This window comes from Prosthecobacter sp., from assembly GCF_020439865.1.
GTDB lineage: Bacteria > Verrucomicrobiota > Verrucomicrobiia > Verrucomicrobiales > Verrucomicrobiaceae > Prosthecobacter.
This window is the reverse complement of the sequence record NZ_JAGRPF010000034.1, coordinates 19,167-44,170: the sequence shown is the minus strand read 5'-3', so window position 1 is coordinate 44,170 and position 25,004 is coordinate 19,167. Positions and strand designations below refer to the sequence as shown.

Genomic DNA, 25,004 nt, shown 5'->3' with positions numbered 1-25,004 from the left:
TCTGACTGCCGAAGGCGATGAGCAAAGATCGTTTCGATTCCGATGCCGCCTCTCCGTTCGGAGAGGCGCCGCGATTAAGGACTCCGGCAAGGAATCCATTGAGCCATGCGCGCTGTTCGGCGCTGAATGGTGCGTTTTCAGGAATGAGGGGGACGATTTTCATCTGTCAGAGCGGCTTGAGAGATGGTTCGGAGAATCAGAAGTCCAGCTGCAGCTGGACGTAGGCGAAGTGGGCGGTGCTGTGCGGTCCAGTGTCAGCCAGATAGTCGCCTGGGAAGAAGATGCTGTAGCCAGCCTGCAGACCGACGTGGGGATTGACTTTGTAGATGGCGGTGAGATCAACCTCCTGACCGCGGAACTTCCCTGCTGAAACCGAAGCGGCGTTGACCGGGCGAACGGCCGTCACCCCATTGACGCGTCGCCACGCGTCGGCCGTGTTGTCCATCCAGTAGAGATGATAGTCGATCATCACCTTGAGCTTGGCCGAGGGGGTGAAGCTGATGTTCAACTGCGGGTTGTGCATGTTGATCCAGCCTGTGGTGTCCATGAATCCGTAGAACAGGTGGTTCGTGGGATACAGGTTCTGGAAAGTGCCGAGGTCACCATCGTTCGGATCGCCGTCGCCGGGGCTGTAGTTGTATTGCAGTCCGATGCGCGGCTTCCATGAGGACTTCAGCCAGTTGTAGCCCACGCCCCAGTGACCTGCGAAGGCGCTCAGGTTGCGGCCGGATACTTCTCCCGTCTGATAGGCCATTTCGGTTTCGTAGTCGAAGCCGCCAAGCTTTGCAGGATCCCCTTTCCAAAGGGTGCCGAAAGTCAGGAAACTGGTGTCGCCGCGGATCGGGCCGAAGCTGCCATTGCCATCATCACGCTTGTGAAAGACATAGAAGTCGGTGGTCTTGTTGAAGGGAACAAAGAGCGTGGAGAAATAGAGGCCGCTGAAGATGTCGTTTTGCGACTCGTCATTGTCGAGAAAGGGCGACTGGTTCCACATGTGATCACGAAACGTGACGGGCGAGGAGACAAAGGCGTCCAACGACCACATCTGGGAGGTGTAGCGCAGTTTGACAGCGTCAAAGGTGCGCGCCTGATTGAGCCACTCAAGCGGACCGACGAGGCGCTGGTCTCCGTAGCTGAGGAACTGGCGGCCGATGGTGGCGCTCATTCCCTTCTTGGCGTTCCCAATTTGCACATAGGCCTTCAGGATGTCGAACACGTCGTCACCCTCCGATGCGGCAACCCCGACTTCGTTCGGGCGGCTTCCGCCTAGCTCACGAATGTCCTGCCCCTGAATGTAGAACTTCAGCCAGGGGTTCACATCATAACCAAGTCCCAGACGAAAGCGCTGCAGCAGCCAGGAGGCATCCTGCGGCCCATTGACAGCGCTGTTGAAGTCAAAGTTGTTCTCACGAGCCTCGAAGCGCATGCGTTCCTGCACATCGACCGTAAGAGCACCGAACTTGATCGGCTTGTAGGTCGGAGGAGGGGGGGCAAGAGTGAACCCCGGCACGCGGGCCGGAGCGGAAGTTTTGGGCGCTGGAGCCTGTGCGAATGCGAGCGAGGTCGTCGCCACCAGTAACGGAAGTAACCTTTTCATCGGGGTATTGGGGTAGTGTGTGTTGTTAGATCGGCTAAGCGGCGGCTTGCAGGGAAAGGGAGGCGGTGCGGCGCAGCAGCGTGCCGTCGGCACGGCGATGGTGCGTGGTCATGCCACGCTGATGGGCGCGTTCTTCGAGGAAAGAGAGAAGGTGCTCGCGGTAGTGGTGCCACTCGGGCGTTTCGATGAGCACCTTGCGATCGCGCGGACGTGGAAAGTCGATGTGCAGGATCTCACCGGCGGTGGCGGCAGGACCATCACTCATCAGCACAACTTGATCAGAGAGGTAGATGGCCTCATCCACATCATGAGTGACCATGATGGCCGTAGTGCCGGTGCGTTCGCGCAGATTGAGCAGCACATCCTGAAGCTCGAGCTTGGTGAGCTTGTCGAGCATGCCAAAGGGCTCGTCGAGAAGCAGCACCTTCGGCTGCAGGGCAAAGGCGCGGGCAAGACCGACGCGCTGGCGCATGCCTTGAGACAGGGCGCCGGGACGCTTCTCAAAACTGCCCGCGAGCCCGAGGGTTTCGAGATAATGGGCGGCGATGTCGAGCTGCTCCTTTTTGTTGAGGTGATAAAACACCTGGCGCACGCCGACCATGACGTTCTCCAGCGCGCTCATCCATGGCAGCAGATTGGGGCTCTGGAAGACCATGCCGCGATCAGGCCCCGCGCCGTCAATTTCTCGGCCATCAATGATCACACCACCTTCGGTGATACTGGACAATCCGGCCACCATGCTGAGCACGGTGCTTTTGCCGCATCCGCTGTGACCGATGATCGAGACAAGCTCGCCACGTTTGATGTGCAGGTCAAAGTCACGCACGATCACCGCGGCGCCACGAGGAGTCGGGTAGGTCTTGCCGAGTTTCGAAATGGTGACGAAGCCTTCTGCAGGCTTGTGGCTTTCCTTGTGCTTCGGCACGGCTGGAACGCCGGTTTGCGCTGCTTCGCGTTCACGAACCCAGCGAAAGGCGAAGGTCGGCCTGGCAGAACGAAGATCGATCGGATCCGCGTCCGGCAGTTCACGGACGGTGAGATTGTCAGCATTGTCTTCACGCTGTGCGACAAGGAAATCCAGCAGGCGCTTTCTCGATGCGAGAATCTCCGGCTCGGCCAGCAGTGTGGCGCGATCGCGCGGACGGCGAAGTTTCACCTCTTCGGCGGGACCAAACGTGGCCGCAGGCCCCATCGTCAGCGGAATGACGCGATCCGCCATGTAGAGGGCTTCATCGACATCGTTGGTGATCAGCAGAATCGTCTGACCGGTGCGCTGCTTGAGTTCGAGGATCTGATCCTGCAGTTCCGAACGTGTGAGTGCATCGAGAGCGCTGAGCGGCTCGTCGAGCAACAGAACGCGTGGCGCAAAGGAAAGCGCACGTGCCACCGAAACGCGCTGGCGCATGCCGCCTGAGAGTTCGCTCGGCAGCTTGCCCAGTGCTGGGGTCAGCTTGACCTGATCCACGGCATCAGCGATGCGCGCGTTGCGTTCAGGCAACGACTCGTCCTGACAGACCTGGTTCACCGCGAGCGCCACATTGCCCTTCACGCTGAGCCAGGGCAGCAGCGCGTAGGTCTGAAAGACGAGACCACGCTCGGGTCCGGGACCCGTAATCGGTTTGCCGTCGAACAACGCCTCACCTTTGTCAGGATTGACCAGCCCGGCGATCAAATTGACCAGCGTGGACTTGCCGCTGCCGGAGTAGCCGACGACGGCCACGAGTTCGCCCTCGTTCAGCGTCAGATTGATGTCACGCAGCACTTCGGTGCGATGGTTCGCCGCTCCGAAGCCGACTGAAACGTTGTTGAGTTCGATCAAGGACATGACGCAGTTCGGTTAGAGGGTCTGGCCGCCAAAAGTGACGAGGCGCTGAAGGGCCAGCATGATGCGATCGAGGACGAAACCGATGAAGCCGATGGTGAACACGGCGACGATGATCTGCGCCATGCTCTCGGTGGAACCGTTCTGGAAGGTGTCCCAAACGAACTTCCCGAGGCCCGGATTCTGCGCGAGCATGTCCGCCGCGATGAGCACCATCCAGCCCACGCCGATGGAAAGCCGCATGCCGGTGAAGATGAGCGGCAGCGCGGCGGGCAGGATGATCTTCCAGATGCGCTGAAAGGCGTTCAGCTTGAGAACCTTCGCCACGTTGAGGTAATCCTTGTCCACACCTGCAACACCGACTGCCGTATTAATCAGCGTGGGCCAAAGCGAACACAGGGTGACTGTGCCGGCGGAAATGAGCAGCGCTCGGGATACGCCTGCATCACCCGCGGGATTGTAGAGGGCGGTGACGAACACGAAGACGATCGGCAGCCACGCCAGTGGAGACACCGGCTTGAAAATCTGGATGAGAGGATTCATCGCCAGATTAAAGCGCGAACTCAATCCGCAGAGAAAGCCAAGCGGAACGGCAATGAGCGTCGCCACGCCGATGCCGATGGCCACCGTGACCAGACTGGTCATGATCTGCGTGCCGAAGGTGGGAGGCCCCGCATAGTATTTGCTGCGATAGCTTGCCGCCTTGCTGCTGTATTGGGCTGCGGAATCCGCCTTGCCAGCAGCCTTCGCCTCTTCCGCCTTCGTATCCCACTTGGCGGCGATGTTCGACATGCTGGTGAGGAACTCCTGCTTCTTGACCGCTTCATTGCGGGCAAACTCGCGCATGCCCTGCCAGGCATTCCATGTCTCCGCCGGAGTGGGAATGCGCTGACTTCCGGTGTGAACGACGTGCGAACAGAGCATCCAGAATCCCATGAACAGCGCGATCACGACGCCTGGAAGCACGGTGTTCGTGACAATCTGCTGCCACTGTTCCTTCACATCATGGCGGGCCATGATGCGAACGAAGGGGCTGAAGTAGCCGAGACCGAGTTTCTCCAGCAGGGACGCAAAGGCGAGCCTGCGGAGGGGTTCTCGTTTCGGTGGAGTCATCGCGGCGGCGGTGGTCGTGGAGGTGTCAGCTGTGGTGGCGTTCATGATGGCGGCGGCTGTCAGGGACGTGTTGAGATTTACTTGAGGCCAATCTCGAGGGCCTTGAGGTAGTCGTTCGGCTTGCGACCGTCATAGGTCTTGCCGTCGATGAACTCGGAGGTGGGCTCACGGAAGCCGTTGCTTCCGAGCGGGAAGTCCGCCTCGGTGAAGAAGCCTTCCTTGATGAGCAGCTTCGCGGCCTTCTCGTAGAGATCGGAACGATAGACCGACTTCGCCGTTTCGAAGTACCACGCGTCGGGCTTTTGTTCCTTCACCTGACCCCAGCGCACCATCTGCGTGAGATACCAGATGCAGTCGCTCGCCCACGGATAGGAGGCGTTGTGTTTGAAGAAGACATTGAAGTCCGGCATCGGGCGCTTGTCGCCGGGCTCGTACTCAAAGGTGCCGGTCATGCTGTTGGCGATCACCGCTTCATCAGCCCCCACATAGTTCGGTGCGCTGAGGATCTTCACCGCCTCCTTGCGATTTTCCGGGCTGGCATCTAGCCAGGCGCAGGCGCGGATGATTGCCTTCGTCAGTGCCAGCGTGGTGTTCGGATTCTTTTCTGCGAAAGCCTTGGTGATGCCGAAGACCTTCTCAGGATTGTAGGCCCAGATTTCGTGATCGGTGATGACCGGCACCCCGATCTTCTTGAAAACCGCCTGCTGGTTCCACGGTTCACCCACGCAGTAACCGACGATGGTGCCAGCTTCGAGCGTAGAGGGCATTTGTGGCGGTGGAGTCACGGAAAGGACGAGGTCACCGTTGAGCACTCCGGGGATGTTTTCTTCACCGGTCTTCGGATCGAAATAGAAGCCGGGATTGATGCCACCGGCCGCGAGCCAGTAACGCAGTTCGTAGTTGTGAGTGGAGACCGGAAACACCATGCCGAACTGCAGTGGTTTGCCCGTGGCTTTGGCGGCCATCACGATGGGCTTGAAACTGTCCGCCTTGATCGGATGCACCGGTTTGCCGTCGGCGTCCTTCGGGATCGCGGGCTTCATCTGCTCCCAGATGGCGTTCGACACTGTGATGCCGTTGCCGTTGTAGTCGAGGCTGATGGGCGTGATGACCTCGGCCTTCGAACCGAAACCAACGGTCGCGCCGATCGGCTGACCGGCGAGCATGTGAGCACCGTCGAGCTCGCCGGAGATGACGCGGTCGAGCAGCACCTTCCAGTTGGCCTGGGCTTCGACTTCGACGATGAGGCCCTCCTCTTCAAAGAAGCCTTTCTCCTTGGCGATGACGAGCGGGGCGCAGTCCGTCAGCTTGATGAAGCCGATCTTGAGCTGGTCTTTCTCAACATCGAGCAGTTCGGTGGTGCCGGCGGCGCGAACGAATGCGGGCGCGACGAGCAATGCCGACAACGTCAGCAGGAGCCGGCGAGTCAGGGTGGAGGGAGTACGTTTGAGTTTCATGCGAGGATGAGTTTGGAGCGGTTCTTGGATTTCGTAGTTTTGGGGGCGGCAGCTTGGGCTTTGGGAAAGGTGAGGATGCTGGAGCTCCAGCATTCGCGCAGCGCATCCGCGCCTTCGGCGCGTTGCGATGGCTGGAGCAGACCGTGGGCGATGAACTCTTCGAGCAGCCAGCGACCGCGTTCGCTGGTGGGTTCATTGGCATCGCGACGATGGAAGACATGGAAGCCGTCCACGGCGGCTTTGGCGCCGGTGCCGAGATCGAGCGGACCAACGAGGGAGCGCTTCAAGATCTCTTCGCTGACGCTGAAGTAGCCGCTCTTCACAAGGATGCGAGCCACTTCAGCGCGGTTTTCTTTCACATCGCAGAACACGCAGGCTTCCTTCAGCGCGGCAGTAATCGCCAGCGCTTCGTCAGCATGACGTTCGATAAAACTCTCCGTAGTCAGCAGCACCTTCTCCGGATGTCCGGGTGCAAGTTCTTCGCTCGTGGCGGCGATCCAGCCGATGCCGCGTTCGACGGCAGCCGAACTCCAGGGTTCGCCAACACAGCAGCCGTCCACCAAACCTGCAGTGAGGTTCGACGCCATCTGCGTGGGGGGCAGCACCACGATGCGAACTTCTTTATCGACATCGATGCCGCCTGCCACCAGCCACCGGCGCAGCAGAAAGTTGTGAGATGAGCAGCGTGAAACAACACCAAAAGTGAAACGGCGGCTCGAACTGCTGCGAATGAGCTTCTTCAGGCTGGCGGCATCACGCACGCCGCGGTTCCAAAGATCACGACTCAGCGTGATGGCGTTGCCGTGCAGATTGAAGACGAACGGAGCCACCACCCGGCAGGGCGGAGTGCTGATTCCCATGCGCATGGCCAGCGCGAGGCCGGCGATGGCATGGGCGGCATCCACCTGGCCATAAAGGAGCTTCTCCCGAATGGTGGCCCATCCGACCTCACAACTTAACTCGACTCGCACGCCATGTTTGCGGAACAGCTCGTGATCTCTGGCCACCAGCAGCGGAGCGCAGTCGGTGAGGGCGATGAACCCGATTCTGACCGGCTGAATGACTCCGCTGAGGACTGCTTTGGAACTGGAAGCTGGCTTTGGCATGACAGCCTCGGGATAAGCAGCCGCGGTGCCATCGTGCCAATCTCCCGCATAAATGATGCGCAATGTTTTTCACTTGGTGTATGAATGGTATTCATGGACCACGCCATCGACACACGCCAGCTTCGCGCCTTCGTCTGCCTCGCACGCACCGGCAGTTTCACGCAGGTGGGCCGCGAACTGCATCTCACGCAGAGCGCCATCAGCCACGCCATCAAGTCCCTCGAAACTGACCTCGGCTGCCAGCTTTTCCATCGCCAGGGCAAGAGCGTGCACCTCACCCATGCCGGACGAGAACTGCTGCCGCACGCCGAGGCAATCCTGCAATCCATGAGCCACGCTCGCAGCGTTCTCGGCACGCTCGATCAGACGCAGCGCGGCAAGCTGCGGATCGGCTGCACCACTGCGGCGGCTCAGTTCATCCTGCCGACGGTGTTCCGCGAATTCAAAGAATCGTTTCCTCAATACGAGATCCAGGTCGTCACGGGCGAGACGCCCGACACCATCGAACGCCTGCAAAAGAACCAGATCGACATCGCGGTCAGCCTGCGTCCGAAGGACGTTTCGCGCCTCGTCTGTCATCCCATCTTCGATGATGCGCTGGAGTTTCTCGTGTCACCACTCCATGCATGGGCGCAGCAGGCACCGAAGCTGAAGGACACCGCAGGAGAGACCTTCATCGTCGCCAGCCGCAACAGCATGAACTTCATCCTCATCCAGGAATACTTCATGAAGTATGGCATCCGGTTGAACAACTTCATCGAACTGGGCAGTTCTGAAGCCACCATCGAACTTGCCAAGCTCGGCATCGGCGTCGCCATCGCGGCGCGCTGGATTGCACGCAGCGAGATCGATGCCGGCCAGTTGATCGCGCAGCCGATGCCACGCGGCAAACTCAAGCGCCACTGGGCCGTCTCCACGCTCAAAGACCGACCGCTCAATCTACCGGAGCGCACGTTCATCGGCCTGTGCGAGGAGGTCGGACGACGGATGATCGACGAGCGCAAGTGACTCGCAGCACACCAGCAGTTTCTGGCGCAATACCGCCGACCTGGCCGCCAGTTCACGCTGCTCCTGCTCATACTGAGCGCGCCCTTGCGCTGTTTCGATCTTCACCGGCTTATAGCCCATGACGCCCAGGTCATAGGGACTTGCACGCATGTCGAGATCACGTCCGGCAAGAGCCAGTTCAAAACATTCCCCGATGAGATCAGCTCCCGTCCAGGGCCAAAGTTTGGAGGACCACTTGTAGAGATCCATGTTGGCATGCAGACAGGCTGACTGCTCGAGATCGGGTCGCATGTCGAGCGTGGGCTGGAGTGAGTTCAGCGGACGCGCCTCGGGCGTGAAGAATCGGAACGCATCGTAATGCGAGCAGCAAACGGGAAGCGATTCGACAAAGGCGGCAAGTTCGCTGGGTGGCAGACGCAGTTCGTATCCCTGATGCCGCACCTGCTGCGCCGACTGTCGGTACACCATCGCCCACTCATGCAGACCAAAGCAGGTGAACCTCCCTGCCCTGCCGAGAATGCGCCGGCAAAGCATCGCCACCCACGCGGCGAATTCGCGCTCACGTTGCGTGAAGCGGCGCTCATCAATGCGAAGCCGGTTTCCTTCACGAATGAAGCGATCGCTTCGCAGCCAGGGGAAGTTTTCCAAATCGTCGTCAACGACTTCCATGCTCGCACCGAGCGGCGGCACCCATTGTTTCAACTTGGCCGGCGCGAAGCTGTAATACGTAAAGAGAAAATCATGCACCGGATGCTTCGCCCCGCGGCTGCGTCGGTCCACAAAGGCGTCCGCATGCGCGACCACACGTGCTTCATGTGCCCGCATGCGTGCGTGCCACTCCCCTCTCTCCATTAGGATCATGGCACCAGCAGCGTCGCGAGACCGAGAAACGTCCCCATGCTGATGACATCCGTGGCCGTGGTGAGGAAGATGCTCGATGCCGTGGCGGGATCCGCACCAAACTTCCGCAACGTCAGCGGAATCAGCGCTCCGCTCAGACCGCTGACGACACAGCTCGCCGTCATTGCCAGCCACACCACGCAGGCGAGCACGAAGGCGCTGGGATTGTGGTTCATACGCGCATAGACCCACATGCCCACACCGGCGGAGACGCCCACCAGCATGCCGTTGAACAAACCAAGCAGCCCTTCTTTGATCACCAGCTTGCGCTCCTCCCCCGCCTTCAGATCGCCGAGCGTCATTCCTCGCAACGCGACCGCGAGCGCCTGACAGCCGGTGTTGCCGGACTGGCCCGCGAGCACCGGCAGAAACACCGCGAGCAGGACCATGCGGTCGAGCGTTCCCTGAAACACTCCCACCACCGCAGCGGCCACAAAGCAGGTCACCAGATTGATCTGCAGCCAGGGATGGCGGAACCGCAGGCTGCGCAGAAACGGTGTCGAGAGACGTTCCTCGCGCTCCACCCCGACCATCGATCCGACCTGCGCGCTGATTTCGATCGCACGCGCCTCGAACAACGTCTGCCCACGCACCAGTCCCAGAAGCACTCCGCCTTTGTCACAGATGGGATAGACCGGGTAATGCTTGTTCACGACGACCTTCATCGCATCGGTCAGCTCCATCTCCGGATCCAAAGTAAAAGGATCCGAAATCATGATGTCGGCCAGTTTCGCATCAGGCGCTGCGAGCATGAGATCGCGCATTACCAGCAGTCCCAGCAGCCGGTCCTTGTCGTCCGTGATGTAGCCGTAGGTGATGAAGGCCTTCTTCGCCAGCTTGCGCACCTCCTCGATGGTGTCCCGCGCCGTGGCTTCAGGTTTGAACACGGCCACTGGCGCCTCCATCAGCCAGCCCACGCTGTCCTCGGGATACTCGCGATTTTTGGCCCATTGCCTGGCCTTGTGCAGAGGGACGAAGTTCATCGCTGCTGTCCTCGGCTCCTCTTCCATCTCAGCCATGACTTGTTGGGCCACCATGGGATTGAGCTGCTGGAGCACCTTTGCAGCGTCCTCGCCGGAGACTTTCTCCAGCAGATCGGCGGCGTCATGCGCACCTCTCTCAGAAACGGCATCAAGCAGGGAGTCGGAGGACGTTTTCATGTGTGAGGAACGAGCCTAAACGACCCCGAGACGCTTGTCATCGGCCGGGGCGAAAAAAACCTCGCACAGGACGCAGGCACGCGCACATTCCCCGCCATGGCCCTGCATGACCGCGACTACATGCGCGAAGACTCCTCCCGTTCCTTTTCCAGAACGGTGCAGGGGCTGACGGCATTCCAGATCATTCTGGGGCTCAATGTCGCGGTGTTCGTCATGCAGTTTGTGTTTGAAGTCGGCTGGCTGCGGCATCCGCTGTCGGGAGAAGTGCTCATGCCACTGGGCGGTGTGAGCGTGCATGAACTCGCGCGCGGCAACGTGTGGACCCTGTTCACCTACATGTTCGTCCATGGCAGCGTGGCGCACTTCTTTCTGAACATGATGCTGCTGTGGTTCGCGGGTCGCGGCGTTCAGCAGGTGTTTGGCAGCCTTCATTTCACCCTGATCTATCTCCTATCCGGCATCGTCGGTGCGGGAGCGGAGATGGCGGTGAACGGCTTCGTGCAGGGAGACATCACCACGCCTCTCATCGGTGCCTCGGCGTCAGCCTTTGGCCTGCTGATGGCCCTGGCCGTGGTGCTGCCCGATGAAAAAATCACCGCCTTCATCTACTTCGTCATTCCCGTGCAGTTGCGGCTGTGGACGCTGGCGAAGGGGCTCTTCGTCATTCAGCTCGTCTTTGGTCTGGCCGGTGTTTTGTTTCAGGTGCTGCCCGAGGGGCTGCAGATCGCCTACTTCGCCCATCTCGGTGGTGCGGCGCTGGGCTGGTTCTATGCGCGCAGTCTCGGCTACGGAGGCCGTCCGCTGACCTATGCCAGCCAGTGGCAGCCCGCCGATGTCAGGCCCGAACGCCGCCCCGCCATGGCACGCGCCCGAGTGCGCCCCGTGCTCGATCTTGAAAACGAAGCCGAGGACTCGCCTCCGGCGAATCCCCTCGTGTCGCTGATCGAAGACGAGGTGAACCCGATTCTCGACAAGATCGGCCAGCACGGCATCGGCAGCCTCACCGACGAGGAACGGCGCACTCTGGAGCGCGCCAGCCGTGAACTCGAACGCCAGCGGCAGGGCAAATGAGCTTGAAGCGCCTCCGTTTCGCATGCTGCCCTCCCGCTCCGCCCGTCTTGCTGCCACTCTCTTGATTGCCCTGCTGTTCGGCTGGGTGGTGCGGACTTACCGCAAAGGCGGGACGTCCACCATTCCCGTCCCCTCCCCCGCGTTGGCTGCTCCGAAGAACGAACCGTCCGCAAACACCTTTCCCGACGAGTAATCCCCCTTTCCTTTTCCTGTTATGTCCATCGCCACCCGCAAAGGAGATCAAGGTCAGACCGACCTGCTGTTCGGCTGCCGTCTCGCCAAATCCCATCCTCGCGTCCACTCACTCGGAGCGGTGGATGAACTGAACGCCGCACTCGGACCGCTGCGCATAGCAGCCGCACGCGCGGAGACAAAGGAGATCGTGCCTCAGGTCCAGCGCTGGCTCATCGGACTCATGGGGGAACTCGCCACCCCGCCCGGTGACGAAGCTCGCTATGCGGAGACTCATCCCGAGCGCATCTCCCCAACGAATGTAGCCTGGCTCGATGAATGGGTGGCCAGGCTCGAAGCGGGCGGTGCACTGAACATCAAAGGATGGGCACTGCCCGGCGAAGCCGGTGTCATGAGCGGCGCCTACGCCGATCTCGCCCGCGTCGCGTGTCGTCGAGCGGAACGAAGTGTCATCGATCTCGAAGGAACACGCGACGGCATGCCCAACAGCGAAATCGTCCGCTTCCTCAACCGTCTCTCCGATGTTCTCTGGCTGCTCGCCCGCTGGGAGGAGCAGTGATGCCAGGCCCCCTGGCTAAAGTCGCTCAGACAGTGTGCCTGCAATGCTACTTTTTCGTTTCGCCTTCGGGCTTTGCGGGTGACGCAGGCTTCTCACCAGTGACGGGATTGGAGCCGGGAGCGGGAGCAGGTTTGATCTCCGGCTTGGGCGTCTCGGGCAACGGTGAGGAGGGCTGGGTCAATCCGGGGGCGGCCGGCGTGGACTTGAGACCCTGCAGCATCTTGCTCACATCAGGCAGGCCGGGCGCGGTGGCGCCCGCTCCTTCGGGTGCGGCGGGCGGTGCATTCTTGTCCGGTTCGGCGAGGATCTCGCTGCGTTTCTTGAGGAGGTTGCTGACGGTATATTCGCTGACGTCATAGACCCAGCCTTCGAGCTTCTTCTCGGCGGCGAGCTTGTCTTCAAGCTTCTTCTTTTCTTCGGCGAAGGCGGCGTCGTTTTTCTTCTTGTCCTCCTCCTTTTCATCCTTCACCGCCGGACGCGCCTTCGGGAGGTCGGCGCTGACGGAAACGGAGAGGTAGTACTTGTCTCCGGTGCCGTCCTTGCCGCCCTGTTTCGCGGCCTGGACGCTGTAGGTGAAGCCTTCAAAGGTGACGATTTTGGCCTTCACGGCGCCCTTCAGAGCGTCCGCGGCCTTGTCCTTGGCGAGCACGTCATTGAAGGTGGGGCTGGAGAGCAGCGTGGCGAGGGAGACCTTGCCGGCGTCGATTTTCTCGCCGGGCTTGGCGCCTTCGAGGGTGAAGTCGGTGGTCTCCGCATCGGGGCGGGAGGCCTTCCAGGAGTCCGCCGGAGTGGCGGCGGTGATTTCGACGGACTTAACCTTCTGCACGTCGAAGAAGGCCTTGTCGAGCCAAGCTTCCGGCTTGCTTTCGAGGTCGGCGAAGGTGTTGTTGATGGTCCAGATGGTTTCGCCGTCGTCAGGGCTGACCATGCGCACGAGGCGCTCGCTGTTGCCGCCGAAGGGAGAGGCGTTGGGATTGCCTGAGGAGGTAACGTTGCCACCGAGGACAAGGGACTTCTTGATGTTGCCCTTGGAGTCGAGCAGTTCGACGAGAGTGCCGATGCCGTAACCGGTGGGTTCACCGGGAGGCTGAACGCCGACCTTGGCCCAGGCTTCCTTGCCGACGAACTGCTTGCGGCTGATCTTCTGCTCCTTGAGGGCCAGGAGCGCGCGGCTGATGTGGTCGAAGCTGGCCTCGTAACCACCGCGCTCAGCGACGGTCCATGCGGTGCCGTTGAGGGCGACATTGACCTCGCTCTGGGCGTCCTTGATGCGGATCTTCTGGATGCTGTTGACGTCGAGATCCGGGACAAGCATTTCACGCATTTCCACGCCCTTGCGGGAGCCGGTGCTGAGGCGAGATTTGCGGGCCTTTTGCTGATAAAGAGCGGCTCCGACGAGTGCGGCGAGCACGGCGGTCAGGATGATGATCTTTTTCATGAGAGATAAAACAGGGTTGAAGGAGGATGAAGGAAATCAAACAGCGGCGGTGGCGGCACGACGACGGATGGCGAGCAGCAGCCCGACACAACTGACGAGCAGCGGCACGGCGAGGAAGTTCAGCCATTTGAGCCGGGTCTTGGTGGCTTCGATCTCCTTGTTCTGCTCCTTCTTGATGTCGCGCTCCTTGCGGGAGAGATCGACGTCGTTCTGCATGAGAGCCTCAAGATCCTTCTGCTGCTGCGGATCGACGATGAAGCCCTTGCCCTTGGAGTCCCGCTTCAGACGCAGAGCGCCCATTTTCTCCGCAATCTGCTGACGCTCGGCCTGCAGCGCCATGAGCTGCGGACGGTAGCGGCTTTCCACCTTCTCACGCATTTCCTTGAGGGTGCTGAAGGGGCGCACGGCGGACTTGCGGTTGCGCACCTGAAGAAGATCGCCGCCACCGGAGAGAACTTCGACGGCGTTGAGGAACATCGGCAGATTGCCGGTGCGGGAGACGAGCATGCCGGTCATGGGATCCTGCTGCACGCAGAAGGCGTCATAGAGCATGTCCACATCGGAAACGAGAATGACCACGCCTTCGCTATTGGCGGATTCTTTGAGGGAACCGTCATCTTTTTTCGGCTCCTCTTTCTTCTGTTCGGCCGGAGCGGCTGCAGGTGCTGGCGCAGCAGGAGCGGTGGCAGGAGCTGCCGGTAGAGCCACCGGCGGTGTGGTGACAGACACAGGCGGTGTGGTGGCGGTGGCAGGTTTGGGCTTTTCTTCATCCTGGGCGCCACCGGTGTCGGGTCGTCCCGGCGCTGCGGCAGGCTTGCCTGCGGGGAAGGCCGTTTTGAATTTACCTGTCAGACGAACTCCGAGGATCTGCTTGCGGCCGCTGGGATGGAATGAGGTCAGGCCCTGAGGCGAACGCGCTTTCTCCGCTTCCGAGACTTCGATCATCTCAGATTCTTCCGAACTGTTGACGAGCATGTCGGCATCTATGCCGTCGCGTTTGTCGATGCTGAAAGCACCCGCCGTCACCATGACGAGGGAGTTAAGACCGGAGGTGATGCGGTCTTCACGATTGATGGCCTCCGCGGGAAGCTGGAGCGCCGTTGGGTTGTTGCGGCCCTGCAGCATGCCGCGGTAGTTCATGTCGGCGACGACGAGGTCGCTCTTGAAGCCGACTCCCCAGGCTTTGAACAGGTTCTTCAAATCGGAGGTGGTGTTGATCATGCTCTGCTGGCCGGTCATCGGATTGGGCCGTCCGCTGAAGGCCTGGGCGACCACGCTGTTCGGGTCAACAAAAGCGATGACCTTGCCGCCGCCAAGCAGGAACTGGTCGATGGCATATTCGGCGGTCTCCGAAATGTCAGCGGGATGGAGCACGACGAGCACCTTGATGTTCGGATCGATCTTGTCCGCGCCGATGGGCACCTCGACAACCTCGTAATCGGAACGGAGCTGCTGGATGAGCACCCACGGACCATCTCCCTGCTGCTTCTGGAAGGGATACATGGGTGATCCCATGACCGGCATGGCGCTCATGACACCAACGACATTCTTGGTCGGTTTGATGACCTTCGAGATGGCGCGGGCGATGTCATACTCGACGGCGGAGCCTTCATTCGGCCCCGGCGGATTGAGGAAAGGAATGACCTCCTTCTGGTCGAGGCACTGCACCGCGAGACCGAAGTAGATTTTGTCCCCCTCCTGATTCACGGGCCCCATGTCCTGAATTTCGTCCGCACGGGCGTTGTCCTCTTCGTCGGTGTTGGGATTGGGGTGAATGGTTTCGAGGATGATCTTGTCGCCGGAGGCCTTGACCATTTCCAGCAGCAGGTCTTCCACCGCACGCACATGCGGCTTGAGCACGTTGGGCATCACGCGGTCGTCCGTGGTGTAGTAATAACGGATGGTGACTGGCTCGTCCTCGTTGAGGCGGCTGAGGATGTTTTTTGTTCCTTGGGAAAGGGTGTAGATCCGGTCTTGGGTAAGATCGACGCGGAAATTGCCAAAGCCGAGGCCGCCCACAAGAAAGTTAAGGACGACGACGATGGCGATGACCAGGATGGCGGTGATGCCGGTGGTGGATTGCTTGCTGTTCAGATTCACGCTCATGGTGTCAAAGCAGGTTGAAGATTGGTTTGATGCCAGAATCAGGCGCGTTTCGCACGCAGGGCCAGGTTGGTGATGAAGAGGGTCACGACGACGACGGAAAGGAAGTAGAGCACGTCACGGAAGACGAAGATGCCCTTGGTCATTTCAAAGAAGTGATCCATGAAGCTGAAGTAGCTGATGAAGCGAACGATGCCCTCGGCCCAGGACGGTACCGTGGCGACGATGGTGTGAGTCACGCCAGGATCACCGATCAGGGCGATGACCATGCAGAAGGCGACGCTGACGATGAAGCAAACCACCTGGCTGCGAGTGATGGCGCTCACCGCACAGGTGACGGAGAGGCAGGCCATGGCATACAGGTAGCTGGCGGTGTAGCCGCTGATGATCGGGCCCATGTCAGGATCTCCGAGATAGCAGACGGTCCAGACGATCGGGAAGGTCAGAAACAGACCGATGAGCCAGACACAGGCGGCGGCAAAGAACTTGCCAAGAATCGCCTGCCAGGGAGACACCGGCATCGTGAGCAGAAGCTCGATGGTGCCGAGACGATGCTCTTCCGACCACAAGCGCATGCCGACGGCGGGCGCCAGCACCGTGAAAATCCACGGATGCCAGACGAAGAAGCGCTCTGTCAGCGAAACGTCCTCGCTGTCGAGAATGCGCGAGAAGAAGAAGGTGAAGCCCATCGAAGCCAGGAGGAAGATGACGACGATGACGTAGAGAACCGGCGAGTTGAAGTAGGCCAGGAATTCCCGTTTGAAGACGGCAATGGTGTTCTGGATGTTTCGGTTGTTCATGTTACGTGAAATGGGGTTGGAACAGTGAATTGAAATCAGGCGGCCTTTTTATGCTCGGTGTCGGGACGCGTGATGCTGCGGAAGACTTCGTCGAGCGAGTTCGCGCCGGGGACGAGTTTCTTGAGGCTTTCGGGAGTGCCGTCGGCCACCACCTTGCCGCGGTCGATGATGATGGCACGGGAACAGGCGGCCTCGACCTCTTCGAGAATGTGCGTGGAGAAGATGATCGCCTTGTCCTTGCCCATGCGCTTGATCATGCTGCGCACCTCGTGCTTCTGATTGGGGTCGAGACCATCGGTGGGCTCGTCGAGGATGAGCACATCGGGATCGTGAATGATGCTCTGCGCGAAACAGGTGCGATGGCGGTAGCCTTTGGAAAGCGTGTCCACGCTCTGGTTGCGCACATTGTCGAGGAAGCACAGATCCAGCACACGGTCGATCGCCTTCGAACGGTCTGCCCCATGCAGGCCGCGCATCTCCGCACAGAATGCGAGGAAGCTGGCCACGGTCATGTCCGAATAGAGCGGTGCATTCTCCGGCAGATAGCCCAGCCGCTGCTTCGCCTGCTCGGGCTCCTCCAGCATGTCAATGCCGCAAAGTTTCACGCTGCCGCTGGTGGGCCGAAAGTAACCGGTGACCATGCGCATCGTCGTGGACTTGCCTGCGCCGTTCGGCCCGAGGAAGCCGAGCACTTCACCTTTTTCCACGGAGAAGGAGACATCATCGACAGCCACCTTGGTGCCGAACACTTTGATGAGGTTCTTAACTTGGATCATAACGTCGTTGGGATCGGTTGGTTGGGGGTAAAACGCCACGGGGAGGCGGTTTGGTTGTTCGCCCCCTCCGGACGTTCAATCGCGGAGCGCTGCTTTAGGGGGTACGCAGGGCTTTTCAACTGAATTTTCGCAGGGAGAGCGCGAGCTCGGTTGAACGTGGAGGCTGACAATCAGGTTGCAGAAAAAATTCAACGTGACGCGGCATTTCGCACACCTACATTCAGCGCCCCTCCGCCGACCTTCATGCTTTGGAACCAAAACATCGATCCCACCAAGGATCTGACCAAAAAGCCGTTCATTCTCTGGCGTCCGTTCATCGCCACGTGGGAATGGCTGGTGCCGCCCACGGTGGCGCACCGCGACCGTCAGTCGACACTGTCGCGCTGGGTTGCGGCCACGGTGATCGTGAGCATCTGCACTTCGCTGCTGATCCTGGGCGTCATTTATGCCCGTCCGTTGAAGAACTCTTACAAGAACATGCGGGCGGAGAGCATGGTGAAGGAGGCGCGGCGCATGGCGGAGAACGGCCAGGTCGTCAATGCGGTGATGAAAGCACAGGAGGCGTACTCCAAAGCACCTGAAAGCATCGATGCCATCCGCCTGAACTTCGAGTACTTCACGCTTATGAAGCGCGACACAGCGCTGTACTTTTACGACAAGCTCAAGGAACACGAAGCCCTCACTCCGGCCGACGAACAGCTTCATGTGCGCTGCCTGATGAACCTGGGCAAGCCCAAGGAGGCCTCCGTCGCGCTGGAAAAGCTGATGCGTGTGAAGCAGCCCAGCGAGGCGCTCATGAAACTTGCAGAGGACGTCTGGGGCCAGCGCGAGCAGCACAAGCCACTGCTCAACGTCCTGCGCAGCTACACCACGACCCATCCTGAAGACAAGGAGAGCGCACTGCGTCTCGCCAAGGTGCAGGTAGCCTCCGGAAATCCCACCGAAGCCGGCGAGGGCATGGACACGCTGTGGAGCCTGGCCTCCCAGAACGAAACGCTCGGCCTGCAGACGTTGGAGTACATCAGCAGCCTGCCTTCGCTCACTCCCGCCGACACGGCCAAGCTGATCCAACGCCTTAAGGCACACCCCAAGGCGGACGACCGTCATTATGTTCTCGCCTTGAAGCGTGAGGTTCAGCAGTTCCCGGAACGCAAGAAGGAAATCGTCATGGATGGCATGATGAAGTACCGAGACAAAAAGCGTGATCAGCTGCTGCCGTTTGTGCGCTGGCTCGTTGAAGAGGGGGAATTCAGCAAGGTCCTCACCATTCTGCCGGAGCAAGACGCCAAGACCCATCAGGGGCTGCTGGAAAACTATCTCAACGCACTGACGATGCTGCAACGCTTCAACGACTTGGAACGGCTCGTGAACGATCCCAAGGTGGCGGAGGTGCTGGATCCGGCGACCCTGACAATGTTTCGTGCGCACCTGGCCTACGTCCTGAAAAAACCCGCCGAAGAGCTTCGTGCCAAACTGATTGCCGCCAAGGATGCGGCGCAGATCAACGGACGCTACCCTGCCCTGCTGCGAATCGCCCAGTATGGTGAAGATCGCGGCCATTTCGACATCGCCGAAGACGCCTATCGCCTCACGATCAAGGCGGCTCAGCGCGCCTCGGCCTCCCCACGCATCGAACGTGAAGCCTTCACCGGGCTCATCAAAGCCTGCACGGCCAATCAGAACACCGAATCTCTGCTGCAGGCCACCCAGAGCGCCGTGCAGCGCTGGCCCGACGACACCACGTTCATCGAAAGCCATCTTTACGTCAGCCTTCTGGTCGGGAAAAACATCGAGCTGTCTCTGCGCAATGCACACAACCTGCTGAAACTGCAGCCCAAGGACAACCAGCGCAAACTCGCCGTCTCGCTCGCATTCTGGCGCCTGCAAGACATCCAGCAGGCGGTCTCCTTCCTTCAATACATGGATTTGAACCTGCTGACGGAGGGACAGCGCGCGGTGTTTGCCGCCATCGCCAACAGCGGGGGGTTCCACAACGAAGCTGTCGGCGTGATCAAGGCCATCAATCCTCGCGCAACCATGCTGCCTGAGGAACGCCGGTGTTTTGAGCGCGTTCTGGAGGTCAAGTGATGTCGGAGACTTCAGAACGTTCGGTCGCTCATTTGCCGCTCCTGCTGTAAAATGAAGGCATAAAAAAGCCGCCATGTTTCATGGCGGCTTTGATCAAACCCAGTGGCGGAGCGGACGGGGCTCGAACCCGCGACCTCCAACGTGACAGGCTGGCGTTCTAACCAACTGAACTACCGCTCCTTTGCCGTTTGGGGCCGCGATAGTAAACGCTGCCCCCTTTCTGGCAAACGGAAAGTTCCTTCCAATGAAAATTCCTCACGGCACTTCCTCGCCAGACCCCGTGTAGAACCACCCTGTGACCCGTCCATCCAGCACGAGCGCCTGTGCCTCAACTGGCTGCAGGCCAAAAATGGTACTGGCTTCGTAGTTTACTTTCACAGCCCATCCGTTTTTACCCTGAATCTTCGCGGGCTGCGGGTCCTGCCATCCAGTAATGTGTTCAGGTTTGATCTCCGTCACCTGGCCACGCTTCATGCTGGCGATGAGCAGAGGATAGCCACCATCGCTGCCTCGCACCGGTTTTCCACCGGCCTCCACTTCACCACTTGAGGGAGCAGCCTCCGGTTGCGCAGCAAGCTGCTGCTTCTTGGCTGCGATGGCCTTCAACTCCTCCGCCCTGACGACCTTCCACTTCTCGTAAACGTCATTGAGCAGTTCCTTCAAGTCGGTCCCATCAATCGGAACCAGCGCACGCGCCGGCGAGGTGGGAGTCGGGGCCAGAGTCAGTTGTCCGTTTTCCGCGGCTAGAGCAAACACCTTGGCCCCTGCCATGATTTTGCTGGCTCCGACGCTCATCTTGAACATGGCATCCTGCTTCAGCGCCACCTCGCGAGGAAATGCCGACGAAGGAATCTTCAGCCAGTTGCCGGTTAAAACTTCGATGGGATCGAATTTCGGACCAGATGAGGCCGCGACAGGCGCAGGGGCCGGAGTTGCTTCCACCGGCTTGGGCTTCTCCGCCACGACTGATTTGACGGAAGCGGGCGTTGCCGGGGTCACGTCCGGCTTTTGCTCCGGCACGACGGCCGCAGTCACGACCTTCTTCTGCTTGGGAGGATTCAGACTCTTGAACACGATCTTCTGACCGGGAGGCGCACCAAAGTAGTCGTATGCAAGAAAGGCGCCGCCGATGATGAAGATGGTATAGAACAGGGATTTCATGGGAGAGGATGTTGGGGACTCACACTCTGTCGTATGATCAAGCGATCGAGAACTTCATTATCTTGGGGCTGCTGTTACATTTTCCGTCAAGATTCTGTCAAAAGTCACGCGGACACGAGGCTTGCGGGCCTTAATGCGCGCGCTACATAGCCGCCATGCCCCAACCCAACCTGCTCCTCGGAGTCAATATCGACCATGTGGTGACCCTGCGTCAGGCACGCTATCGCAGCATGCTGGAGTCGCCCAACGCGGAACCTTCTGCGCTGGAAGCAGCATTGACCGCTGAAGCGGCGGGAGCTCATTCGATCACTGTGCATTTGCGCGCCGACCGTCGCCACATTCAGGATGACGATGTACAATTGTTGCGACAGAAGATAGGCACCAAGCTGAATCTGGAGATGGGCAACACCCGGGAGATTCTCGACATCGCACTGAGAGTGCGACCTGACTTTGTGTGCATGGTTCCTGAGAATCGCGAAGAGGTCACCACCGAAGGCGGGCTCGATGTGGCAGGTCAGCGTGATGCCCTCCGCGGCACAGTGAAGGCGCTCAATGACAATGGCACACGCGTCAGCATGTTCATCGACCCGGATCTCGATCAGGTGCGTGCCAGCGCCGAGATTGGTGCGGCGATGATCGAACTGCACACAGGAACCTTTGCCAATCACACCGGAGCCGAACGCGCCGCCGAGGTGGCGCGACTGTGCGACGCTGCAGAGCTTGGCCACACCCTGGGACTGCAGATCAATGCGGGACATGGTCTCACCACGCGCAATCTTCCCGACCTGTGGGCGGTTCCGCACCTCGCGGAGTTGAACATCGGCCATCACATCGTCTCACGCGCTGTGTTCATCGGCCTGCGCGAAGCCGTGCGCGAAATGCTGGCGGTCATGGCAACCTACCGCGACTGATTTCCCCTCATGAAAGCCACCGGAATTGGCATTGATCTCGTGGAGGTGTCCCGCATCCGCGAGCTGCTGGAAAAACACGGTCAGCGCTTCAAAGACCGCACCTTCACCGCCGGCGAGATCGCCTACTGCGATGCCTGCGCCGAACCCGCGATGCACTACGCCGCCCGTTTTGCAGCCAAGGAGGCAGCAGCAAAAGCCCTCGGCACCGGCATCTGGGCCGAAGGCGTCAACTGGACGGACATTGAAGTTGTGCGCACTGTCAGCGGCAAACCCGAAATCGCACTGCATGGAGCCGCCCGGCAGCATGCGGGCGATGCCACCTGTCTTGTGAGCCTTACGCACACCAGTGATCTGGCGATGGCGCAGGTGCTGCTGGCGTGAGCTTTCCCTTTTCACACTCCCCTGCCGCCACTAGAATCCCACCCCACCATCATGCGACGCGCGATCTATCCCGGCAGCTTCGATCCCATCACCAACGGCCACCTCGACGTTTTGCAGCGTGCGGCGGGCATTTTTGACAAACTCATCATTGCCGTGGCACGGGACAATTCCAAACAAAGCCTCTTCAGTGTGGAGGAGCGTGTGGAACTGATCCGCAGCGCCGCAGCTGAGATTCAAGGCATTGAAGTCATGCCTTTCGACGGCCTTCTGGTCAATTTTGCCCGCCAGCACCAAGCCTGCGCCCTCGTGAGAGGCCTGCGTGCCGTGTCCGACTTCGAATTCGAGTTCCAACTGGCCCTCATGAATCGTAAATTGGAACCGAACCTAGAAACTCTCTTTCTCATGCCCCGCGAAGAGTACACCTACATCAGCAGCCGCCTGGTGAAGGAGATCTGCCGCCTGGGCGGTCACATCGAGCAGTTTGTGCCGCCCAACGTCGCCACCGCCCTCCGCTCCAGGCTCCAGTCATCCTGACCTGCCCCATTTTCTCATGCACCGTCCCTTTAACATCGATCTGCGCTCCCTTCCCGACGGCGGCAAGGACATTGCCGGCCAGGAGCCCCCTGCATTCTTCGATTTGGACGCCCAGGACTCCGTTCAGGCGGTCTCCCCGCTCAAATACGAGCTGCACGTCGAACGCGACGGCACCGACCTCCTCGTAAGCGGGCGGCTGGAGGCCACCTTCAGCCTTGAGTGCGGGGCCTGCCTCGAAAGGTTCGACCACCGGGTCGAACTGCCCAAATACAGAGCCGAAATCGAGATTGAGAAGGACGCCACGATCAACTTGACGGATACGATCCGTGAAGATACTCTCTTGGCCCTTCCGAGCTACCCACGCTGTGAGGACGGCAATGTCCGGCCTCGTCAGTGTCCCGCCGAAGGCAGGTTTGAACCGGGGCTGGAAACAGCTCCCGACGAATCTCAAGGTGCGGGTCCGGGTGTGTGGGAAGCATTGAACAAGCTAAACTAGAACAGACCCCACCTCGATACTCTCATGGCCAATCCGAAGCGCAGACAATCCAAGAGCCGCCAACGCATGCGTCAAGGCGCAAACCGCTGGAAGGCACCCACCCTCAAGAGCTGCCCGGAATGCGGCACCACCATCCCCGGCCACGTTGCCTGCCCGTCCTGCGGTTACTACCGCGGCCGTCAGGTGATCAGCAAGGTCGCCGGCGAGGGCTGATTCCCCTTCCCCTCTTTTTCCAACCCCGCTGTGTCTTACGACGCGGCGGGGTTTTTGTTTTGACTGCGATCTCCAATTTGCACCGCTGACAACAACACAGCTTCGCTGACAGCCAAGGCACCTGTCTCCGACCAACAAAAAAGCCAGATGGATGAACCATCTGGCTTTTCAAAAGGAGGAATCCTGAAACGGATTATTCGGCGTTTTCTTCGACGTAGCGAACAACGTCGCCCACGGACTGAAGCTTCTCGGCCTCTTCATCAGGAACGTCGATGCCGAACTCTTCTTCGAAAGCCATCACCAACTCGACGGTGTCGAGGGAGTCGGCTCCGAGATCTTCGATGAACTTGGCTTCGGGGGTGACCTGCTCGGGATTCACGCCAAGCTGTTCAACGATGATGTCTCTGACTTTTTCTGTGATGTTTTCTGCCATAGATGGGGGTGGGTGATGGGCCGGAGCTTTAGCGGCTGAGTTTGCTTTGGCAAGGAGAAATTCCCGTGTTTTTCAAACGCGGTACAACCGGCTCATTTTTCGGCCTCTGCAGAAGGTTGTTCCGCGGTCTCAGGTTCACTGACTTTTTCGATGAGTTCACCGCTGAAACGACCGAGCAGGCGCTCCAAAACACGATCTGCTCCGGCGAATTTCAAATCGTCGAACACTGCGCGTTTTTCCGCGCCGCCACTGCTGCGATACCATGCATATGCGAGGCCCTTGTGCTCCCACTTGCGCTTGTCCACACGAAACACATCAACGTATCGGATGTTCGCGCCTTCAGGTGTCACCCAATGGTCGGCCTCACCACGCAGCACTTTGCCACGATTGCGCAGCAGGATGATGACCACGATCACTCCTCCAGCAAAGCAGCCATAGGCAAACCAGAATTGCTCGGCGATCTCGCGGTCACTGTAGAGCTTGGGATCCTCCTCCCACCCGTTCTGTGCCGCATAACTCTTCCAGCGCGGAGAGTCGCCATCCACACCAGTGGGCAGCCCCTTCGCCTGGGCATCCGCGAGCCACTGCTCCATTCGCCCTTCTTTTTTGGCGGTTTCAAACGAAGGCAGGAATTCATTCATGAACCATTCCTTCTTCTGCGCGATGGCCACCACTTTGGGATAGCCCCAAACACCGTCGTAGAGAAACACGAGCCCAAAGACCAGCAGCAGCCCGGCCAGCATTCCCATCCGGCGAAAGTACCAGCGCGTGACGCGGCACACGATCGATTCCGAGGCCTGAGCGGGAGATTGGGAGTCGGTTTCCATTAGAGGCTGATTCAATCGCAGGCACGAGGGGAAGCAACACGGGATTTTGTGTGACAAACTCCATGCAGTTTTGCAATGAGCCGGCGCTTCCCATGGCCGAATTGATGCGTATCAAAGGACAAACTTATCCGATAAACCATGATCATAGATCCTCTCTACCTCCTTCTCTTCCTCGGAACGATGGCGCTGTCCCTCTGGGCTTCGTGGCGCGTAAAAGGTGCCTACGCGAGATATTCTCAGGTGCCCGCCAGTTCCGGCCTCTCTGGCGCCCAGATTGCACAACGCATTCTGGACCTCAATGGCATCCGTGACGTCGCTGTGCGCCCTACCAAGGGCCTGCTAAGCGATCATTACGATCCAGCAAACAAGCAGCTGATGCTCTGCGAAGAAAACTACTACGGCACCAACGTCGCCGCGCTCGGCGTGGCTGCGCACGAGTGCGGGCATGCCATCCAGCACCAGCAGCTCTATGCGCCGTTGCAGTGGCGCATGGCCGCCGTGGGCATCACCACCATCGCCGGCAACATCATTCCCATCGCAGGCTTCGGCCTCTTCTACATCGCCCCCAGGATCGCCATCCCGATTCTGGCCGCCTGTTTTGGCATCGTGATGCTGTTCCAGCTCGTCACACTGCCCGTGGAATTCGATGCCACCGCCCGTGCGAAGCGCATTCTCGCGCAAACCGGGGCGGTTGCGCCCGGAGCGGAAACCGCCGCGATGAGCAAGGTCCTTGATGCCGCCGCACTGACCTACGTGGCTGCCTTCATCAGCGCCCTCGGCACCTTCCTCTACTACATCATGCACATGGTTGGTGGCCAGCGCAGCGACGATTAAGGTCGTGAAAAGCATTCCCCCTGA

At 59.8% G+C, this 25,004-nt stretch carries 25 protein-coding genes and 1 tRNA gene; 11 read left to right on the top strand and 15 right to left on the bottom strand.

Going from position 1 to position 25,004, the window contains the following annotated elements; translation table 11 throughout:
- Window positions 1-196 precede the first annotated feature (196 nt).
- The 5 genes from KDL09_RS03460 to KDL09_RS03440 are packed head-to-tail and all read right to left on the bottom strand — an operon-like array spanning window position 197 to window position 7,095.
- Window positions 197-1,597 carry an alginate export family protein gene (locus KDL09_RS03460; protein WP_294381342.1) on the bottom strand — a complete coding sequence of 467 codons (1,401 nt, stop codon included), beginning with the start codon at window positions 1,595-1,597 and terminating at the stop codon, window positions 197-199.
- A 34-nt stretch (window positions 1,598-1,631) separates the two neighbouring features.
- A complete protein-coding gene (locus KDL09_RS03455; protein ID WP_294381340.1) occupies window positions 1,632-3,422 on the bottom strand; it encodes an ABC transporter ATP-binding protein in 1,791 nt (596 codons plus the stop codon).
- 12 nt (window positions 3,423-3,434) lie between these two features.
- Window positions 3,435-4,577, bottom strand: coding sequence for an ABC transporter permease (locus KDL09_RS03450; RefSeq protein WP_294381337.1), 1,143 nt, complete (start codon window positions 4,575-4,577; stop codon window positions 3,435-3,437).
- A 32-nt stretch (window positions 4,578-4,609) separates the two neighbouring features.
- Window positions 4,610-5,989, bottom strand: coding sequence for a CmpA/NrtA family ABC transporter substrate-binding protein (locus KDL09_RS03445; RefSeq protein WP_294381336.1), 1,380 nt, complete (start codon window positions 5,987-5,989; stop codon window positions 4,610-4,612).
- Complete coding sequence (locus KDL09_RS03440; RefSeq protein ID WP_294381334.1) at window positions 5,986-7,095, bottom strand: CmpA/NrtA family ABC transporter substrate-binding protein; 1,110 nt, start codon at window positions 7,093-7,095, stop codon at window positions 5,986-5,988. The genes KDL09_RS03445 and KDL09_RS03440 overlap by 4 nt, the downstream gene beginning before the upstream one ends.
- 93 nt (window positions 7,096-7,188) lie before the next feature.
- Between KDL09_RS03440 and KDL09_RS03435 the strand changes: the two genes are divergently transcribed.
- A complete protein-coding gene (locus KDL09_RS03435) occupies window positions 7,189-8,103 on the top strand; it encodes a LysR family transcriptional regulator (RefSeq protein WP_294381331.1) in 915 nt (304 codons plus the stop codon).
- Here KDL09_RS03435 and KDL09_RS03430 read toward each other — a convergent pair.
- Both KDL09_RS03430 and KDL09_RS03425 read right to left on the bottom strand, forming a co-directional pair.
- Complete coding sequence (locus KDL09_RS03430; RefSeq protein WP_294381329.1) at window positions 8,035-8,928, bottom strand: hypothetical protein; 894 nt, start codon at window positions 8,926-8,928, stop codon at window positions 8,035-8,037. The genes KDL09_RS03435 and KDL09_RS03430 overlap by 69 nt on opposite strands.
- Window positions 8,929-8,960: 32 nt before the next feature.
- Window positions 8,961-10,163 (bottom strand): magnesium transporter, encoded by a 1,203-nt coding sequence (locus tag KDL09_RS03425; protein WP_294381327.1) that lies wholly within the window; start codon window positions 10,161-10,163, stop codon window positions 8,961-8,963.
- A gap of 96 nt (window positions 10,164-10,259) precedes the next feature.
- Between KDL09_RS03425 and KDL09_RS03420 the strand changes: the two genes are divergently transcribed.
- From KDL09_RS03420 to KDL09_RS03410, 3 genes are read left to right on the top strand one after another with little or no spacing between them, the layout of a single operon-like run.
- Window positions 10,260-11,234: a rhomboid family intramembrane serine protease gene (locus KDL09_RS03420; protein ID WP_294381325.1), complete on the top strand. Its 975-nt coding sequence runs from the start codon at window positions 10,260-10,262 to the stop codon at window positions 11,232-11,234.
- Window positions 11,203-11,427, top strand: coding sequence for a hypothetical protein (locus KDL09_RS03415; protein ID WP_294381343.1), 225 nt, complete (start codon window positions 11,203-11,205; stop codon window positions 11,425-11,427). Before KDL09_RS03420 ends, KDL09_RS03415 begins: the two co-directional genes overlap by 32 nt.
- 21 nt (window positions 11,428-11,448) lie before the next feature.
- Window positions 11,449-11,985 (top strand): cob(I)yrinic acid a,c-diamide adenosyltransferase, encoded by a 537-nt coding sequence (locus KDL09_RS03410; protein WP_294381324.1) that lies wholly within the window; start codon window positions 11,449-11,451, stop codon window positions 11,983-11,985.
- A 46-nt stretch (window positions 11,986-12,031) separates the two neighbouring features.
- On the opposite strand, the gene KDL09_RS03405 is transcribed toward KDL09_RS03410, so the two are convergent.
- The 4 genes from KDL09_RS03405 to KDL09_RS03390 are packed head-to-tail and all read right to left on the bottom strand — an operon-like array spanning window position 12,032 to window position 17,102.
- Window positions 12,032-13,423: a DUF4340 domain-containing protein gene (locus KDL09_RS03405; RefSeq protein WP_294381321.1), complete on the bottom strand. Its 1,392-nt coding sequence runs from the start codon at window positions 13,421-13,423 to the stop codon at window positions 12,032-12,034.
- 36 nt (window positions 13,424-13,459) lie between these two features.
- The gene (locus tag KDL09_RS03400; RefSeq protein WP_294381320.1) at window positions 13,460-15,529 is read right to left on the bottom strand and encodes a Gldg family protein; all 2,070 of its coding nucleotides are present in this window, start codon (window positions 15,527-15,529) and stop codon (window positions 13,460-13,462) included.
- A gap of 38 nt (window positions 15,530-15,567) precedes the next feature.
- On the bottom strand, window positions 15,568-16,326 hold the full coding sequence (locus tag KDL09_RS03395) for an ABC transporter permease (protein WP_294381318.1): 759 nt from the start codon (window positions 16,324-16,326) through the stop codon (window positions 15,568-15,570).
- 35 nt (window positions 16,327-16,361) lie between these two features.
- Window positions 16,362-17,102: an ATP-binding cassette domain-containing protein gene (locus KDL09_RS03390; RefSeq protein ID WP_294381317.1), complete on the bottom strand. Its 741-nt coding sequence runs from the start codon at window positions 17,100-17,102 to the stop codon at window positions 16,362-16,364.
- A 243-nt stretch (window positions 17,103-17,345) separates the two neighbouring features.
- On the opposite strand from KDL09_RS03390, the gene KDL09_RS03385 reads away from it, so the two are divergent.
- Window positions 17,346-19,190, top strand: coding sequence for a hypothetical protein (locus tag KDL09_RS03385; RefSeq protein ID WP_294381315.1), 1,845 nt, complete (start codon window positions 17,346-17,348; stop codon window positions 19,188-19,190).
- A gap of 103 nt (window positions 19,191-19,293) precedes the next feature.
- Here KDL09_RS03385 and KDL09_RS03380 read toward each other — a convergent pair.
- Both KDL09_RS03380 and KDL09_RS03375 read right to left on the bottom strand, forming a co-directional pair.
- A tRNA-Asp gene (locus KDL09_RS03380) sits at window positions 19,294-19,370 on the bottom strand.
- Window positions 19,371-19,445: 75 nt separating this feature from the next.
- On the bottom strand, window positions 19,446-20,351 hold the full coding sequence (locus KDL09_RS03375) for a hypothetical protein (RefSeq protein WP_294381314.1): 906 nt from the start codon (window positions 20,349-20,351) through the stop codon (window positions 19,446-19,448).
- Window positions 20,352-20,506: 155 nt separating this feature from the next.
- Between KDL09_RS03375 and KDL09_RS03370 the strand changes: the two genes are divergently transcribed.
- From KDL09_RS03370 to rpmF, 5 genes are read left to right on the top strand one after another with little or no spacing between them, the layout of a single operon-like run.
- Window positions 20,507-21,262 carry a pyridoxine 5'-phosphate synthase gene (locus KDL09_RS03370; RefSeq protein WP_294381312.1) on the top strand — a complete coding sequence of 252 codons (756 nt, stop codon included), beginning with the start codon at window positions 20,507-20,509 and terminating at the stop codon, window positions 21,260-21,262.
- A gap of 9 nt (window positions 21,263-21,271) precedes the next feature.
- Window positions 21,272-21,643, top strand: a complete 372-nt coding sequence (gene acpS, locus KDL09_RS03365; RefSeq protein WP_294381311.1) for a holo-ACP synthase — start codon at window positions 21,272-21,274, stop codon at window positions 21,641-21,643.
- Window positions 21,644-21,694: 51 nt separating this feature from the next.
- Window positions 21,695-22,177: a pantetheine-phosphate adenylyltransferase gene (coaD, locus tag KDL09_RS03360; RefSeq protein ID WP_294381308.1), complete on the top strand. Its 483-nt coding sequence runs from the start codon at window positions 21,695-21,697 to the stop codon at window positions 22,175-22,177.
- Window positions 22,178-22,193: 16 nt separating this feature from the next.
- Window positions 22,194-22,673, top strand: coding sequence for a hypothetical protein (locus KDL09_RS03355; RefSeq protein ID WP_294381307.1), 480 nt, complete (start codon window positions 22,194-22,196; stop codon window positions 22,671-22,673).
- A gap of 24 nt (window positions 22,674-22,697) precedes the next feature.
- Window positions 22,698-22,886, top strand: a complete 189-nt coding sequence (rpmF, locus tag KDL09_RS03350) for a 50S ribosomal protein L32 (protein WP_294381305.1) — start codon at window positions 22,698-22,700, stop codon at window positions 22,884-22,886.
- A 193-nt stretch (window positions 22,887-23,079) separates the two neighbouring features.
- On the opposite strand, the gene KDL09_RS03345 is transcribed toward rpmF, so the two are convergent.
- Together KDL09_RS03345 and KDL09_RS03340 are read right to left on the bottom strand one after the other, a co-directional pair.
- Window positions 23,080-23,319, bottom strand: a complete 240-nt coding sequence (locus KDL09_RS03345; protein WP_294381303.1) for an acyl carrier protein — start codon at window positions 23,317-23,319, stop codon at window positions 23,080-23,082.
- Between the two features lie 92 nt (window positions 23,320-23,411).
- Window positions 23,412-24,146: a hypothetical protein gene (locus tag KDL09_RS03340; RefSeq protein WP_294381301.1), complete on the bottom strand. Its 735-nt coding sequence runs from the start codon at window positions 24,144-24,146 to the stop codon at window positions 23,412-23,414.
- 138 nt (window positions 24,147-24,284) lie between these two features.
- Here KDL09_RS03340 and KDL09_RS03335 point away from each other — a divergent pair, with 138 nt between their 5' ends.
- Entirely contained in the window at window positions 24,285-24,980 is a 696-nt protein-coding gene (locus KDL09_RS03335; RefSeq protein ID WP_294381299.1) for a zinc metallopeptidase, read from the top strand.
- The last annotated feature ends 24 nt before the right edge of the window (window positions 24,981-25,004 follow it).

Excerpts from the sequence above, each read along its gene's own strand:
- KDL09_RS03460 (WP_294381342.1), bottom strand. The coding sequence starts at position 1,597 with ATGAAAAGGTTACTTCCGTTACTGGTGGCGACGACCTCGCTCGCATTC.
- KDL09_RS03455 (WP_294381340.1), bottom strand. The coding sequence starts at position 3,422 with ATGTCCTTGATCGAACTCAACAACGTTTCAGTCGGCTTCGGAGCGGCG.
- KDL09_RS03450 (WP_294381337.1), bottom strand. The coding sequence starts at position 4,577 with ATGAACGCCACCACAGCTGACACCTCCACGACCACCGCCGCCGCGATG.
- KDL09_RS03445 (WP_294381336.1), bottom strand. The coding sequence starts at position 5,989 with ATGAAACTCAAACGTACTCCCTCCACCCTGACTCGCCGGCTCCTGCTG.
- KDL09_RS03440 (WP_294381334.1), bottom strand. The coding sequence starts at position 7,095 with ATGCCAAAGCCAGCTTCCAGTTCCAAAGCAGTCCTCAGCGGAGTCATT.
- KDL09_RS03435 (WP_294381331.1), top strand. The coding sequence starts at position 7,189 with ATGGACCACGCCATCGACACACGCCAGCTTCGCGCCTTCGTCTGCCTC.
- KDL09_RS03430 (WP_294381329.1), bottom strand. The coding sequence starts at position 8,928 with ATGCGGGCACATGAAGCACGTGTGGTCGCGCATGCGGACGCCTTTGTG.
- KDL09_RS03425 (WP_294381327.1), bottom strand. The coding sequence starts at position 10,163 with ATGAAAACGTCCTCCGACTCCCTGCTTGATGCCGTTTCTGAGAGAGGT.
- KDL09_RS03420 (WP_294381325.1), top strand. The coding sequence starts at position 10,260 with ATGGCCCTGCATGACCGCGACTACATGCGCGAAGACTCCTCCCGTTCC.
- KDL09_RS03410 (WP_294381324.1), top strand. The coding sequence starts at position 11,449 with ATGTCCATCGCCACCCGCAAAGGAGATCAAGGTCAGACCGACCTGCTG.
- KDL09_RS03405 (WP_294381321.1), bottom strand. The coding sequence starts at position 13,423 with ATGAAAAAGATCATCATCCTGACCGCCGTGCTCGCCGCACTCGTCGGA.
- KDL09_RS03400 (WP_294381320.1), bottom strand. The coding sequence starts at position 15,529 with ATGAGCGTGAATCTGAACAGCAAGCAATCCACCACCGGCATCACCGCC.
- KDL09_RS03395 (WP_294381318.1), bottom strand. The coding sequence starts at position 16,326 with ATGAACAACCGAAACATCCAGAACACCATTGCCGTCTTCAAACGGGAA.
- KDL09_RS03390 (WP_294381317.1), bottom strand. The coding sequence starts at position 17,102 with ATGATCCAAGTTAAGAACCTCATCAAAGTGTTCGGCACCAAGGTGGCT.
- KDL09_RS03385 (WP_294381315.1), top strand. The coding sequence starts at position 17,346 with ATGCTTTGGAACCAAAACATCGATCCCACCAAGGATCTGACCAAAAAG.
- KDL09_RS03375 (WP_294381314.1), bottom strand. The coding sequence starts at position 20,351 with ATGAAATCCCTGTTCTATACCATCTTCATCATCGGCGGCGCCTTTCTT.
- KDL09_RS03370 (WP_294381312.1), top strand. The coding sequence starts at position 20,507 with ATGCCCCAACCCAACCTGCTCCTCGGAGTCAATATCGACCATGTGGTG.
- acpS (WP_294381311.1), top strand. The coding sequence starts at position 21,272 with ATGAAAGCCACCGGAATTGGCATTGATCTCGTGGAGGTGTCCCGCATC.
- coaD (WP_294381308.1), top strand. The coding sequence starts at position 21,695 with ATGCGACGCGCGATCTATCCCGGCAGCTTCGATCCCATCACCAACGGC.
- KDL09_RS03355 (WP_294381307.1), top strand. The coding sequence starts at position 22,194 with ATGCACCGTCCCTTTAACATCGATCTGCGCTCCCTTCCCGACGGCGGC.
- rpmF (WP_294381305.1), top strand. The coding sequence starts at position 22,698 with ATGGCCAATCCGAAGCGCAGACAATCCAAGAGCCGCCAACGCATGCGT.
- KDL09_RS03345 (WP_294381303.1), bottom strand. The coding sequence starts at position 23,319 with ATGGCAGAAAACATCACAGAAAAAGTCAGAGACATCATCGTTGAACAG.
- KDL09_RS03340 (WP_294381301.1), bottom strand. The coding sequence starts at position 24,146 with ATGGAAACCGACTCCCAATCTCCCGCTCAGGCCTCGGAATCGATCGTG.
- KDL09_RS03335 (WP_294381299.1), top strand. The coding sequence starts at position 24,285 with ATGATCATAGATCCTCTCTACCTCCTTCTCTTCCTCGGAACGATGGCG.